The 14,211-nt window shown below is 72.5% G+C and carries 10 protein-coding genes and 5 pseudogenes; 2 read left to right on the top strand and 13 right to left on the bottom strand.

Features of this window, described 5'->3' with window-relative positions:
- Positions 1-29: 29 nt before the first annotated feature.
- The 12 genes and pseudogenes from dapB to AC38ZX_RS07945 form a co-directional block, all read right to left on the bottom strand.
- Positions 30-779: a 4-hydroxy-tetrahydrodipicolinate reductase gene (gene dapB / locus AC38ZX_RS08000; RefSeq protein ID WP_491296915.1), complete on the bottom strand. Its 750-nt coding sequence runs from the start codon at positions 777-779 to the stop codon at positions 30-32.
- Between the two features lie 11 nt (positions 780-790).
- Complete coding sequence (locus AC38ZX_RS07995; protein ID WP_426595284.1) at positions 791-1,594, bottom strand: hypothetical protein; 804 nt, start codon at positions 1,592-1,594, stop codon at positions 791-793.
- A gap of 51 nt (positions 1,595-1,645) precedes the next feature.
- Positions 1,646-2,875, bottom strand: coding sequence for a D-mannonate dehydratase ManD (manD, locus tag AC38ZX_RS07990; RefSeq protein WP_426595283.1), 1,230 nt, complete (start codon positions 2,873-2,875; stop codon positions 1,646-1,648).
- A gap of 2 nt (positions 2,876-2,877) precedes the next feature.
- Positions 2,878-3,243: a mannitol dehydrogenase family protein gene (locus tag AC38ZX_RS07985; RefSeq protein ID WP_491297334.1), complete on the bottom strand. Its 366-nt coding sequence runs from the start codon at positions 3,241-3,243 to the stop codon at positions 2,878-2,880.
- Positions 3,244-3,349: 106 nt separating this feature from the next.
- Positions 3,350-3,427 (bottom strand): annotated as a pseudogene (locus tag AC38ZX_RS07980) (hypothetical protein); the annotation flags it as partial.
- 172 nt (positions 3,428-3,599) lie between these two features.
- Positions 3,600-4,148, bottom strand: a pseudogene (locus AC38ZX_RS07975) (mannitol dehydrogenase family protein); the annotation flags it as partial.
- A 28-nt stretch (positions 4,149-4,176) separates the two neighbouring features.
- Positions 4,177-5,040 carry a sugar phosphate isomerase/epimerase family protein gene (locus AC38ZX_RS07970; RefSeq protein WP_491296914.1) on the bottom strand — a complete coding sequence of 288 codons (864 nt, stop codon included), beginning with the start codon at positions 5,038-5,040 and terminating at the stop codon, positions 4,177-4,179.
- On the bottom strand, positions 5,037-5,924 hold the full coding sequence (locus AC38ZX_RS07965; RefSeq protein WP_491296913.1) for a Gfo/Idh/MocA family protein: 888 nt from the start codon (positions 5,922-5,924) through the stop codon (positions 5,037-5,039). Before AC38ZX_RS07965 ends, AC38ZX_RS07970 begins: the two co-directional genes overlap by 4 nt.
- Before the next feature lie 235 nt (positions 5,925-6,159).
- Complete coding sequence (locus tag AC38ZX_RS07960) at positions 6,160-6,993, bottom strand: sugar phosphate isomerase/epimerase family protein (protein ID WP_426595279.1); 834 nt, start codon at positions 6,991-6,993, stop codon at positions 6,160-6,162.
- Positions 6,994-7,888 (bottom strand): annotated as a pseudogene (locus AC38ZX_RS07955) (carbohydrate ABC transporter permease).
- A pseudogene (locus AC38ZX_RS07950) lies at positions 7,885-8,881 on the bottom strand (carbohydrate ABC transporter permease). The pseudogenes AC38ZX_RS07955 and AC38ZX_RS07950 overlap by 4 nt, the downstream one beginning before the upstream one ends.
- A 76-nt stretch (positions 8,882-8,957) precedes the next feature.
- Positions 8,958-10,271, bottom strand: a complete 1,314-nt coding sequence (locus tag AC38ZX_RS07945) for an ABC transporter substrate-binding protein (protein ID WP_491296912.1) — start codon at positions 10,269-10,271, stop codon at positions 8,958-8,960.
- 144 nt (positions 10,272-10,415) lie between these two features.
- On the opposite strand from AC38ZX_RS07945, the gene AC38ZX_RS07940 reads away from it, so the two are divergent.
- Positions 10,416-11,450 (top strand): LacI family DNA-binding transcriptional regulator, encoded by a 1,035-nt coding sequence (locus AC38ZX_RS07940; protein WP_426595275.1) that lies wholly within the window; start codon positions 10,416-10,418, stop codon positions 11,448-11,450.
- Entirely contained in the window at positions 11,447-12,862 is a 1,416-nt protein-coding gene (uxaC, locus tag AC38ZX_RS07935; protein WP_491296909.1) for a glucuronate isomerase, read from the top strand. The genes AC38ZX_RS07940 and uxaC overlap by 4 nt, the downstream gene beginning before the upstream one ends.
- A 4-nt stretch (positions 12,863-12,866) precedes the next feature.
- Here uxaC and AC38ZX_RS07930 read toward each other — a convergent pair.
- Positions 12,867-14,211: pseudogene (locus AC38ZX_RS07930) on the bottom strand (M16 family metallopeptidase).

Below are 14,211 nucleotides of genomic sequence, written 5' to 3'. Positions count from 1 at the left end.
CGACCGCGCGGGCTCGCGAGCTGCACGGCTCAGGCCAGGTCGAGCAGGTGCTCGAGGCCGACGGTCAGCCCGGGGCGGCCACCCACCTGCCGAACGCCCAGCAGCACACCAGGCATGAAGCTCACCCGGTCGAACGAGTCCGTACGGATCGTCAGCTGTTCACCCGCGTTGCCCAGCAGGATCTCCTCGTGCGCCACCAGCCCACGCAGCCGCACGGAGTGCACCGGGATGCCGTCGACGGAGGCCCCACGGGCACCGTCGAGGGCCTCGCTCGTCGCGTCGGGGACCGGGCCCAGACCGGCCGCGGCGCGAGCCGCGGCGACCGCGGCTGCCGTGTGCCGGGCGGTGCCCGACGGGGCGTCGATCTTGTCCGGGTGGTGCAGCTCGATGATCTCGACGGACTCGAACCACGGGGCGGCCTTGGCCGCGAACGCCATGGCCAGGACCGCACCCAGCGCGAAGTTCGGTGCGACCAGGACGCCGACGCCGGGCCGGTCGGCCAGGTGGTCGCGCACGCGGGCCAGCGACGCGTCGGTCCAGCCCGTGGTGCCGACGACGACGTGCACGCCCGCGTCGACGAGCGCGTGCACGTTGCCCTCGGTCACGGCGGGGACGGTGAAGTCGACCGCCACATCGGCGTCGGCGGCGCCCGCCAGGTCGTCTCCGGCGTCGAGCGCGGCGACGACGTCGAGGTCGGCGGCTCCCTCGACGGCCCGGACGACCGTCTGTCCCATGCGGCCCGCCGCACCCAGCACGGCGACCTTGATGCGTTCGCTCACGGGGTGGAACCCTATCCGGCGAGGAGCGCCTCGACGCCCTCCGCGAGCCGCCGCAGCTCCTCGGGCTCGAACCCGGTGAACCGTTCGACCTCGCGGGGTGGGTACCCGGCGCGCACGTACCACTGCAGCGCCGCGACGACCGCGTCGGGTCCCACGACGCCGGGTCCGACGGCCTCGCGCACGAACGACGAGAACCGCACGGCGGCGAGGTACTCCATCGGCGGGACGCCCAGGTGCGCGATCGACCACCGGTACAGCTCCGTGACCGTGCAGCCGGCACCGCGGGCCAGGTCCGAGGACCGGACCAGCCCGCCGGCGTCGTCGATCGCCTGCACCACGCCGGCGAACCGGTCGAGCTCGTCGGACCCCTGCCGCGCGAGGGCGCCGACCGTCTCCGTGACGAGTCCGACGGCGGCCGCGTCCGACCCGTCGGCCAGCAGCCTCTCGGTGGCGGCCTGCATGCCCGAGCCGAGGATCGCGTCGACCCCGAGCCAGTCGTCTGTGAGAAGCGTGCCGAGCCGGGCGCCCGCCAGCGGATGCAGCTGGAGGCCGAGCCGGACGGCGCCGGCCGCGCTCTGCCGGACGACCGCACGGGTGGTCAGGCCGCGGACCCCGGAGACGTCGGGCTCACGCGTGCCGCCCAGCGGATCGGCGCGCACGCACGGTCCGCCCAGCACGATCTGCAGCAGCCCTCGACCGTCCGGGAGCAGCACCTCTCGGCCCGCGATCTCGTCGCGCACCACCCACGCGTGCTCCACGAGGTCACGGGCGGAGTGCGTCTCGAACCGCTGGTAGCGCGCCTGGGCGATGGGCATGCTCCATCATCGCCCCAGCGGGCTCGCTCCGGGGGCCGGAGCCGGGCGTGATCACCAGTCGTGCATCGACCCGTCGGACAGCCGGTTGATGGGCAGGTAGGCCGCCGTGTACGGGTGCCCGGCCGCCACGTCGTCGTCGTACACCACGCCCAGCCCCGGACCCTCGCCCGGGACGAGCAGCCCGCCCTCGAACCGCACCTGCGAGCGGAAGACCTCGTCCGTCGCGGCGCTGTGGGTCATGTACTCCTGGATGCCGAAGTTCGGGATGGCGACGCCCAGGTGCAGGGAGGCGGCCAGGCCGACCGGGGAGATGTCCGTGGGGCCGTGCACGCCGGACTTGATCTGGTAGACGCCGGCGTAGTCCAGGATCCGCCGCAGGGCCGTGATGCCGCCGGCGTGCGTGACGGGCGAGCGGACGTAGTCGATCAGCTGCTCCTCGAACAGCTCGCGGTAGTCCCAGATGGTGTTGAACACCTCGCCGATGGCCAGCGGGGTCGTCGTGTGCTCGCGGACCCGGCGCAGCGCGGCCGTGTTCTCCGCCGGGGTCACGTCCTCCAGCCAGAACAGGTCGAAGGGTTCGAGCGACTTGCCCAGCTTGGCGGCCTGGATGGGCGTGAGCCGGTGGTGCGCGTCGTGCAGGAGGGGCAGCTCGGCACCGAACTCACCCCGGACGGCCTCGAACACGCCGGGGACGTGGCGCAGGTACGCGCGGGTGTCCCAGACCTCCTCGACGGGCGCCGCGGACCGGCGGGCGGGCTCGTGGTCGTAGCGGCCGGCACCGTCCGCGGCGCTGGACGCCACCCCGTAGACCGTGCCGAGCCCCGGGATGCCCGACTGGATCCGGATGGCGCGGAATCCCTGCTCCAGGTGGTCGCGCACCGAGTCGAACAGCTCCGGCAGGTCGGCGCCGCTCGCGTGCCCGTAGGCGAGCGCCCCGGTCCGGCTGCGGCCGCCGAGCAGCTGGTACAGCGGCATGCCGGCGGCGCGTGCCTTGATGTCCCACAGCGCCGTGTCGACGGCCGCGATCGACGCCATGGTCACCGGTCCCCGCCGCCAGTACGCACCCCGGTACAGGAACTGCCACATGTCCTCGATGCGGTGCGCGTCCTTGCCGATGAGCAGCGGCACCACGTGCTCGGCCAGGTACGCGACGACGGCGAGCTCGCGACCGTTGAGCGTGGCGTCGCCGAGCCCGACGACGCCGTCGTCGGTGGTCAGGCGCAGGGTGACGAAGTTGCGGCCGGGGCTCGAGACGAGCACCTCGGCGGACGTGATGAGCACGGTCAGAGCCTTTCGAGTCGGGTCGCGAGCGGGTCGATCAGGATGTCGGGGCCGTCGATCGCTGCCAGGACGGCCCCGGCCCTCGCCCTCGGGTCGAGCATCCCCCGTATCGCGTCGGCGAGCCCGCCGGAGGCGTCGTCCGTGGGGCCGAAGCGGACGAGGTACTCGGCCCAGTCGGCCAGCACCCCGAGCTGCGCCTGCCCCGCCGGAAGGCCCGCCGCCACGCGGCGGCGCAGGGGGTCGACGATGCGCACGGGCAGCTTGAACGACCCGTCGGTCGCGATCTGCGCCAGCGAGTGGCGGATCCGCGGGTTGGCGAACCGCTCCCGCAGGGCTGCCAGGGCCTCGTCGATCTCTTCGGACGCCAAGGTCAGGAGCGGACGGGCCTCCAGCCAGAGCAGCGGCCTCGTCGGCGAGCGGCCCGGCCGCCTGCGCCACGGTCTCGTGGCCCAGCAGCCGACCGCGATAGGCCAGCAGGGAGTGCCCGGCGTTGAGGAGCCAGAGCTTGCGGCGCTCGTACGGCTCGATGTCGTCGACGAACCGCGCGCCCACCCGCTCCCACGGCGGTCGTCCCGCCGGGAACTCGCCGCTGAGCACCCACTCGCTGAACGGTTCGGTGACCACCGGCACGGCGTCGGCGAACCCGGTGAGCTTCTCGGGCGACCGCGCGGTCGTCGTCCGTGGTGGCCGGGGTGATCCGGTCCACCATCGTCGAGACGAACGAGACGTTGCGCGCGATCCAGGCGTCGAGGTCCGGATCGACCGCCCCGGCCACGCCCCGCACGACCCGTTCCGTCAGGGAACCGTTGGCGGGCAGGTTGTCGCAGCTCACCACGGCGACGGGGCCGACGCCGGCCGCGCGGCGTGCACGCAGCCCGTCGACCACACGCCCGGGCGCGGTCCGCGCGCTCCCGTCCGAACGCAGCGCCGCGACGTCGTCGAGCAGGGCGGCGTCGAGCTCGCCGGAGGCCGTCGCGTGGTACCCCGCCTCGGTGACCGTGAGCGTCAGCACGGCGACCGCCGGGTCGGCCACCGCGGCCCGCCACGCCGGCGCGTCGGCGCCGTCGTGCGCCGACACGATGCTCTGCACCACGGAGGCGGTGTCGCCCTGCGCCGAGCGCTCGACCAGGACGTACACGCAGTCCTGCGCGGCGAGCGCGGTCGCCGCGGCCGGCGAGCGACCGGTGAACGCGGCGATCCCCCAGCCGTCGTCGGCGCGGTCGGTGTACCAGGCCTGGTGCGCACGGTGGAACGCGCCGAGCCCGAGGTGCACCACGCGGACCGGCGGTCGTCGGGTGCGGTCAGGCACGACGCTCCGCGACACGCGCGTGGACCGCGCGCAGGTACGCCAGGTTGTCCCGGGTGCGCTCCTCGAGGGGCAGCTCCGTCGAGAAGTCCTCGAGCGTGACCCACCCGTCGTAGCCGTGCTCCGCGAGCGCCTCCAGGTACGCCTCGACGTCGGCCTGCCCGCTGCGCAGCGGTGCCCAGCGCTCGGCCCACGTGGTCGCGCCGTCGAAACCGTCGGTCCCGGTGGCCCCCCACGCGACGTTCTTGACGTGCACGTGCGCCAGGTAGGGACCGAGCATCTGGAAGGCGGCGAGCGCGTCCTCCTGGCCCTCGATCACCAGGTTGCCCAGGTCGTGGATGACGCCGACGTGGTCCGGGTCGAGCCCGTCGACCAGCCGGATCGCGGCCGAAGCCGACGCCGTGATCGTGCGGTGGTGCAGCTCGACGAGGGCCTTCACGCCGTGCGCGGCGGCGCGCTCCGCGACCCACTCGAGGTCACGGCGGGCGCCCGCGAACACGGCGCGATAGTCACCGGTGCCGAGCGCCGGCATGGTGACCCGCACCTGCCCGGCGCCCAGCACCGCCGCGGCCGAGAGCATGCGCTCGACATTCGCATGGTCGTCGCACCGTGCATAGCCACCGAGGCCCGAGAGCTCGAGCCCGGCCTCCCGCGTGACCCGCGCGATCTCCGGCAGGAGGTCCTCCAGACCGGTGAGCGGCCAGGTGGCGCGGTTGCCGGCCCAGAACCCGGGCGGGTCGGCGGGCTCCTGGTCCGTGATCCGCCACTCGACGCCGTCCCATCCCTGGGCCGCGAGCACGCGCGCGGCCTCGGCCGGCTCCCACTGCGGCGTGGAGGCCGTGAACACCGAGTACCTCATGCCAGCACTCCCCCGGTCGCCACGGGCTCGTCGTCGAAAAGACCGGCGAGCACGTCCGCGACCAGGACCGGCCGGCCCAGGCTGGACGAGAGGTACACGGCGCGGACCACGGCGAGGTCGAGCAGGGCGTCGACGACGCGCACGCCCGGATCCCGGCCCGTGCGGATGGCGTCGACGACGTCCTCGAACTGGCGGGCGTGACCGACCACCCAGGAGTCGTCGGCCTTCGGCGCTCCGCGCAGCTCGTCAGGCGGGACCAGGTCGGCGGCGCGGTTCTCCGGCCTGCCGTCCGACGACAGGAGCTCGAGCTGGTCGTCGTCGATGGTGGCCGAGCCGGCGGAGCCCATCACCTGGATCCGCACGCTCAGCCCCGGGTAGGCCGCCGTCGTGGCGTGCAGGACCGCGAGCGCACCGGAGGCGAACCGGATGGTCGCGACGGCCACGTCCTCCACCTCGACGCGCTCGTGAGCCAGCCCGCCCGTGTGGGCGAACACCTCGACCGGCTCGCCGAGGAACCAGACGAGCAGGTCGACGGTGTGCACGCCCTGGTTCATCAGCGCGCCGCCGCCGTCGAGCGCCCACGTGCCGCGCCACTCCCCGGAGTCGTAGTACTCCTGGCTGCGCCACCAGGCCACGGACGCGACCGCGCTGGTCACCCGCCCGAGGCCCCCGCCGTGCGCCGCGCGTGCCACCGCCACCGAGGCGGGGTCGAACCGGTGCTGGCAGATCACCGACACCACCTGGCCGGGGCGGACCGCGGCAGCGAGCGCCCGGCCGCGGGCCATCGTGACGTCGACCGGCTTCTCGACGACCACGTGCACGCCCGCCGCGACGGCCTCGAGGGCCAGCTCGACGTGCGTCCCGCTCGGGGTGCAGATGACCACCAGGCCGACCGACCCGGCCGCGAGCGCGTCGGCGAGCGAGCCGAACTGCGCCGGCCGCGGTCCGCCCAGTCGTCGACCACCAGGTCCGCCAGCGCGGCGGCCTTCGACGGGACGGGGTCGACGAGGGCGGTCAGGAGCAGCCCCTCGGTGCGGTCGATGGCGCGCGCGTGGTTGCGTGCGATCACCCCGCAGCCGACGAGCGCGACGTTCAGGCGGCTTGTGTTGCCAGAGTTGGTCATACGAGTCCTGCTCCGATCTGTGCGGTGAGCGCCGAGAAGGCGCGGGCGGCGCGGCCGAACTCCCGGGGGCCGGAGAAGCCGCCGAGGGCGTGCACGTCCGTGAGGTGCGGTTCGAGCGAGGCGAAGCCGGTGTACCCGTCGTCGCGCAGGGCGGTGAGGGTCTCGAGCAGCTCGCCGTCCCCTTCGCCCGCGGGTACGACGGTGCCGTCCGCGGCCCGCGCGTCCTTGACCTGCAGGTAGTCGAGGTAGGGGCGCAGCAGGGCGTAGCCGTCGGTGTAGGGCCGCACGCCGACCTGGACGTAGTTCGCGTTGTCCCAGGCCACCCGCAACCGGTCCGACCCGACCGACTCGACGATGTCGAGGACGCGGTCGGGGACGTCGCCGTAGATGTCCTTCTCGTTCTCGTGCACCAGGGTGACGTCCTGGTCCTCGGCGAGCGCCGCGAGCGCGGCCATCCGCACGAGCACCTCGTCGCGGATGTCGTCCTGTGTCCGGTCCGCCGACCGGTAGAACGAGAAGATGCGCACGTACGGCGCCTCGAGCACGTGCGCCGCGTGAAGTGCGCGACCGAGCCGCTCCACCTCGTGCTCGACCGGCAGCGTGACGTCCACCTTGCCGATCGGCGAAGCGATCGCGGACACCGCCATCCCCCGCTCGCGCACGTGGCGCGCGAGCCGCGCGAGCTCCTGCGCCGACAGGTCCACCACATTGGTCCCCCAGGCGCTGCGCACCTCGATGTGCGCGGCACCGAGCGCCTGCAGGACGCTGAGCTGCACCACGGGGTCCGCGTCGATCTCGTCCCCGAACCCCGACAGCTTCCACTCGACCATCTACTTCACTCCTCCGGCGGTCAGGCCACCCACGAGGTAGCGCTGGAACACGAGGTACAGGACGACGACCGGGACCGCGCAGATCAGAGACGCAGCCATCATCTGACCGTAGAGCGGCAGCGCTCCGGTCTCCTGCGTGGCCCCGAAGACCTGCAGGGCGACCGCCGCCGTCCTGGTGTCCTGGTTGGTCATGACGGACGCGAACAGCACGTCGTTCCACCCGAGCAGGAACGCGAAGATGGCCGAGACGACGATGCCGGGCCAGGACAGCGGCACGATGATCCGGGTCAGCACCCGCCACGACGACGCACCGTCGATCCGTGCGGCCTCCTCGAGCTCACGCGGCAGCCCGCGCACGTAGGTCACCATGACCCAGGTCGAGAACGGGAGCGCGAACGTCAGGTAGGTCACGAACACGGCCCAGCGCGTCCCGATGGTGGGGATGCCCAGCAGGGTCGAGGCGCTCGCGAACAGGACGAACACCGGGAGCAGCATGAGCGTGCCGGGGATCGACTGCAGCCCCAGCAGGCCGCGCAGGATGGTCACCCGCCCGCGGAACGCGAACCTGACCAGCACGTAGGCCATCGAGACGGAGACGAACGAGCAGACCACGGCGACGGCGCCGCAGATGATGACGCTGTTCGCCAGCCCCCGCCCGAGCTTCGACCGTCGACCACACCTTGAGGTAGTTGTCGAGGTTCAGCTCGCGCGGCCAGATCTCCCCGGAGGCGACGCCGAGGTCGGAGTTCACCGACGCCAGCACCATGTACACGACCGGGGCGAGCACGACGACCAGGAGCACGACGATCACGGCCACCAGCAGCGGCTGCGGGAGCAGCCGCCGCACCTCCTCCGCCCGGCCGCGACGTGCCTGCGTCCCGACGACCGCGCTCATCGTGCGCCTCCGTCCGGGGTGGGGCGACGGCGCGCGTCGGCGCCGGTGTCGAGCCGGACGGCCTTGAGGTAGACGAACAACGGGATGGCGACGAGCGCCAGCGCCACCACCGCCATCGCGGCCGAGAGCCCGAACCGGAAGCTTCTGGAAGCTGGTCACGTACGTCAGCACGGGAAGCACCTCCACGTCGTGCGGTGCGGGCACGCCGAACATCACGAACGGGAGCGTGAACGCGTTGAGGTTGTGTAGGAACGAGATGACCAGCGCCAGGGTGACCGAGCCACGCAGGTAGGGAAAGACGACGTAGCGCAGCTTGGTCCACCACAGCGCGCCGTCGAGGGCGGCCGCCTCGTGCACCTCGTAGTCGACCGACTGCAGCCCGGCCAGGACCAGCAGGTACGCGAACGGCCACGAGCTCCACGACTGCACGAGCACCAGCGACCAGAAGCTCGTCGGTCCGTTGAGCCATAGTCCCGGGTCCCAGCCGACCAGCCCCGCGGCGTGGTCCATCACGCCACCCGGCTGCATCATCGTGCGCCAGACCGTCGCGACGACGAACGCCGGCAGCACGTAGGGCACCAGGAACAGCGAGCGGACCAGGCCACGCCCGCGGAACCAGTTCTGCGTGGCGAGGGCGGCGACGACGCCGATGGGCAGGGTGACCAGCGAGACGATCACGGCCTGCCCGACGCTCAGGAGCACGGCGTGCGGCAGGGCCGTCGCGGTCACCGCCTCGACGTAGTTCGCAACGCCGATGAACGGCGCCTGGGCCCAGTGCCGGATCGTGTACTGGTCCAGGTCGGTCAGGGAGATCCACACCGCCAGCAGCAGCGGCACGACGATCACGAGCACCATCAGCAGACCGCCGGGCGTCATCATCCACAGAGGACGGTCACGCTCGCTGGGCTGCCGGCGCCGGGCCGGGCGCCCGCCCGCGGGGATCTCCCCCGCGGGCGGCGCGTCCGGGACCGACGACTTCGTCGGGGTTGACATGACCACCACTACTTCGACGCGCCGGCCTTGTCGAGCGCCGCTTGGGCGGTGCTCTGCGCGGTGCCGAGCGCCGCCGTCAGGTCACCGTCGGAGACGCCGCCGCCCTGCAGGGCCGGGAGTGCCTGGACGACCACGTTCGTGAGAGCGAGTGGGTGTCGCCCCAGGCGCCCGTGAAGGGGGTGCCGACCGCCTTGGCCGAGGAGTCGAGGATCGGCGCCAGCAGGGCGTTGCCGTCCTGCACGACCGAGGCCGCGTCCTTGTTCGTCGGCAGGTCACCGAAGGTCTTGTTGTACGAGACCTGGTTGTCCTTGCTCGTGATCATGTTGACGAACGCGAACGCGAGGTCCTGGTTCTTCGAGTAGTTGGCCACGACGATGTTGTCGCCCGAGATGATGCTGGACGCGGGCTTGCCACCCGAGGGCGTCTTCGTCTGACCCGGCGGGATCGTCGGCATCAGCGCGTACGCGTACGTGCCTGCGACGGCCGACTGGTCGAGCGTCACGTGCGACGTGGCGGAGACCATCGGCACGAAGGCGGCCTTGCCGTCCGCGAACGCAGCGATGGCCTGGGCGTTCTTCCAGCCGATCGAGGCCGGGTCGACGAGCCCGTCCGTGTACCAGCTGAAGTACGTCTCGTAGGCCTTCTTGGCCGTGGGGTCGTCCAGCTTGGCCTTCGTCGTGCTCAGGTCGAGGATCGGGTTGCCCGCCTGGATCGACATGCCCCAGATGAACTTCCACGGGTCGAAGTTGTCGGCGTACGCGATGGCGAGGCCGTGCACGTCGCCCGCCGTGACCTTCTTGGCGTCGGCCGCGAGGTCGTCCCACGTGGTCGGCGGCTCCGTGATGCCCGCGGCGCTCAGCAGGTCCTTGTTGTAGGCCATCACGAACGGCCGGCTGGTGAACGGGACCGCGATCTCGTTGTCGGCGTCCGGGCCGGAGATGCCGAGCGTGCCCTTGACGAACTTGTCGCGGCCGCCGACCTCGCCCCACTCCTTGTCGGTCAGCTTCACGAAGGCACCGGTGGAGTACGCCGTCGGCGTGAACGTCGTGCCGAGGCTGTAGATGTCCGGCCCCTGACCCGAGAGCACGGACGTCTGGATCTTGGTCAGCTCGTCGTTCGCGGTGGCGAAGGTCTCGAACTCGACCGTGGCGCCCGTCTCGGCCTTGAACTGGTCCGACACCTGGCCGAACCAGGCCTTCTGCTGGTCGGGGTACAGGCCGTTCGCGGCGATCATCACGTGCAGCGTCTTGCCCGTGCCGTCGATCGTGGCGGCGGTCGACGCGACGCCGCCCGGCGTCGACGCGGGCGAGTCCGACCCCGAACAACCGGCGAGGGCGAGGCTGACCGCGATGCCGGCGAGCGCGCCGAGGGTGGCTGTGCGTGCCTTCATCTGACTCTCCTTTGAGTGCGATGGCGGTGCGGCGATCGTCGGCTCCCGACGACCGGCCGCGCCGGTTTCAGGAACTCTAGGGAGACGGCAAATCGCCCTGCAACCCTTTGCCATTCTTTGCCATGTTGTGCTTCGCTGAGCACCATGAGACCTCGCGTCGACGACGGCGCACCCCGGCCGGCCACCCTGTCCGATGTCGCAGCGGCGGCGGGGGTGGCCATCTCGACGGTCTCGCGCGCGTTGAGCAACCCCGCGCGCGTCAACGCGGCCACCCGCGAACGGATCCAGAAGGTCGCTGCCGAGATGCACTACGTGCCGAGCGACTCGGCACGCGCCCTGACCTCCGGGAAGACCAAGACGGTCGCCGTGCTTGTCTCCGACGTCACCAACCCGTTCTACTTCGACATCATCCGCGGCACGCAGCAGCAGCTGAGGGCGGCCGGGTACACGCAGCTGCTGGTCGACACCGAGGAGAGCGACGAGCTCGAGGACGGCATGCTGCACCGGCTCCGGCGGTCTTACGACGGCGCCATCCTCGCCGCGTCCCGCCTCTCGGAACGGCGGCTGACGGCGCTGTCCGCCGAGATCCCGCTCGTGGCCATCAACCGCCAGACGCCGGGCGTCCCGACGGTCTTCATCGACACCCCGAACGGCATCGACCAGGCCGTCGAGCACCTGGTCTCGCTCGGCCACACGCGCATCGCCTACGCGGCCGGACCCGAGACCTCGTGGCCGAACGAGGGTCGCTGGCGCGCGTTGCAGCGCGCGGCCAAACGGCACGGCATCGTCCCCGGGCGGATCGGCCCGTTCGCCCCGCGCCGCTCGGCAGGCGCTGCCGCCGCGGACGCCGCGGTCAACGCCGGGATCACCGCCTGCATCGCGTTCAACGACCTGCTCGCCATCGGGATGCTCCAGCGGCTGCGCCAGCGCGGGGTCCGCGTGCCCGACGACATCTCGATCGTGGGGTGCGACGACATCTTCGGGGCCGACTTCTGCAACCCTCCCCTGACGACGCTGACGGCGCCCATCGAGCAGGCCGGTCGCACGGCCGTCTCGATCCTGCTGGCCCGGCTCGGGGACCCCACGGCACCGGTCCCCCGCCGCGGCGCGACGCTGCCCACACACCTCACCATCCGCTCCTCGACCGGCCCGAAGGCCGCGAACGGCAGGCACCCGTGACACTCCTCCAGCCGCACCCTGACCGCCTGCTCCCGTCGGACCCGGGCCGGCGCGACATCGCCCGCCGCCTGTACGCGGAGGTCGCGGACGCCCCGATCTACTCTCCGCACGGGCACGTGGACGCACGCCTGCTCCTCGACGACCAGCCCTTCGGCGACCCGGCGACCCTGCTCATCACGCCCGACCACTACGTGCTGCGCCTGCTGCACGCCGCGGGCGTCCCCCTCGACGACCTGGGCCTGGGCAGGGACGGCGCCGCGCCGACCACCGGCGGCCGAGAGGTCTGGCGGAGGCTGGCCGAGCACTGGGACCTGTTCCTGGGCACACCCGTGCGGTTCTGGTTCGAGTCCGAGCTGCACGACGTGTTCGGCCTGACCGAGCACCCGTCGGCCGCGAACGCCGACGTGCTGTACGACCAGCTGGTCGACGCGCTCGCCCAGGACGCGTTCCGGCCGCGGGCCCTGTTCGACCGGTTCGGCATCGAGGTCCTGGCCACCACCGACGACCCGGCCGACGACCTCTCGGCCCACCACGCGCTGCGCGCGGACCCAGCGTTCACCGGCCGGGTGCTGCCGACGTTCCGCGCAGATCGCTACATGGACCCGTCCGAGGCGACCTGGGCGGACGCGCTGCAGCGGCTCGCCGGCGCCGCGGACGTCGACACGACCACCTACGCCGGGCTCCTCGCCGCCCTGCAGGCCCGACGCGCGGCGTTCGTCGCGGCCGGCGGGACCGCGACGGACACGGGTGTGCCCGACGCCGGCAGCACACCGCTGGACCCAGCGGACGCCGAGCGGATCCACGCCCAGGCGCTGCGCGGCACCCTCGGCGCCGCCGACGCCGTCGCGTACCGCCGGAACATGCTCTTCCGGCTGGCCGAGATGTCGGCTCAGGACGGGCTCGTGATGCAGCTGCACCCGGGCGTGATCCGCAGCCACCACGCCCCGACGCTCGCGGCATTCGGACCGGACACCGGCCACGACCTGCCGGACGCGGGCGCGTTCACGCGCCCGCTGACGCCGATCCTCGACGCGTTCGGCACGAACCCGACGTTCCGCCTCGTCCTGTTCACCGTCGACGAGACCACGTTCAGCAGAGAGATCGCGCCGCTCGCGGGGTTCTACCCGAGCGTCTACGCGGGCGCGCCGTGGTGGTTCCTCGACACCCCCGCCGCCATCTGGCGCTACCGCCAGGCCGTCACGGACAGCGCCGGGTTCACCAAGACCTCCGGCTTCATCGACGACACCCGGGCCTACTGCTCGATCCCGGCCCGGCACGACATGTCGCGCCGGCTGGACGCCGCCTACCTGGCCTCGCTCGTCGCGACCCACCAGGTCTCGGAGGACGACGCGCTGGGCGTGGCCCGCAGGCTCGTCGACGACATCCCGCGGGCCACGTTCCGGCTGGGTTGAGCGCTCAGTCGCCGAACGGTCCGACGCGGACGACCGAACGCGGGCGTGACGCGAGGTCGGCGGCCAGCTCCTGCACGTCCTGGACGGTGACCTCGCGGATGCGCTCCAGCGACTCGTCGATGCTCATCAGCGACCCGTGGACCAGCTCGGACTTGCCGAGCCGGCTCATGCGCGACCCGGAGTCCTCCATGCCGAGAACCAGACCGCCCGACAGCTGGCCCATGGACCGCTCGAAGCTCGGCCTGGGTGATCGGGGCGTCCGCCATCCGCTCCCACTCCTCGACCATGAGCGCGACGACCTCGTCGACGCGCGCCGGCGTACAGCCCGCGTACAGGCCGAAGACGCCGGTGTCTGCGTGCCCGGACGCGAACGAGTAGGTGGAGTAGGCCAGGCCGCGACGCTCGCGGATCTCCTGGAACAGGCGGGACGACATGCCGCCGCCGAGCACCGCGTTCAGCACGGAGAGCGTGAACCGGCGCGGGTCGGTAGCCGTCAGGGACGTGCCTCCGATGATGACGTTGGCCTGCTCGGTCTGACGGCGGATCGTGCGCTCGACGCCCGCGGCCGGAATGCCGTGCTCGCCGGCCATCAGGCCGGTGCTGGACAGGCGTCGGCCTCGCGGCTCGACGCCCTCGTCGAGGCTCCATCCACCGGTGTGCAGCGCCTGGGTGACCTGCTCGCACAGCAGGTCGTGGTCGACGCCGCCCGCGGCCGTGACCACGAGCGTCGACGACTGGTAGTGCTCGCGGTAGTGCTCCCAGACGGCGTCGCGCGGCACCGCCCTGATGGTGTCGGGGGTGCCGCCGATGGGCCGGCCGAGCGCGTGCGCGCCCAGCACCAGCGCGGCGAACTGCTCGTGCACGACGTCGCTGGGGTCGTCGTCGTTCATCGCGAGTTCTTCGAGGATGACGCCGCGCTCGGTCTCGAGCTCGTCGCCGTCGAGGCGCGCGGAGGTGACCATGTCCGCGATGACGTCGACCGCCATCGGCAGGTCGGTGTCGAGCACCCGCGCGTAGTAGCAGGTGTGCTCCTTGCCGGTGGCGGCGTTGGCCTCACCGCCGACGGCGTCGAACGCCTCGGCGATGTCCATGGCCGTCCGGCGCGCGGTGCCCTTGAACAGCAGGTGCTCGAGGAAGTGCGTCGAGCCGTGGTGGCCGTCGGACTCGTCGCGCGAGCCGACGCCCACCCAGGCGCCCACGGTCGCCGAGCGCAGGCCCGGCATGTTCTCCGTGAGCACCCGGACCCCGCCGGGCAGGACAGAACGACGCACGATGGCGTCGCCGTCCTGCCCGACGGTCAGCTCGGCGCCCGGCTGACCCGGACGGACGAGCGGAAGGTCCAGCGGCAC

This window comes from Cellulomonas sp. McL0606 (assembly GCF_058248365.1).
The sequence above is the reverse complement of the archived record's forward strand: the minus strand, read 5'-3'. Positions and strand labels throughout refer to the sequence as shown.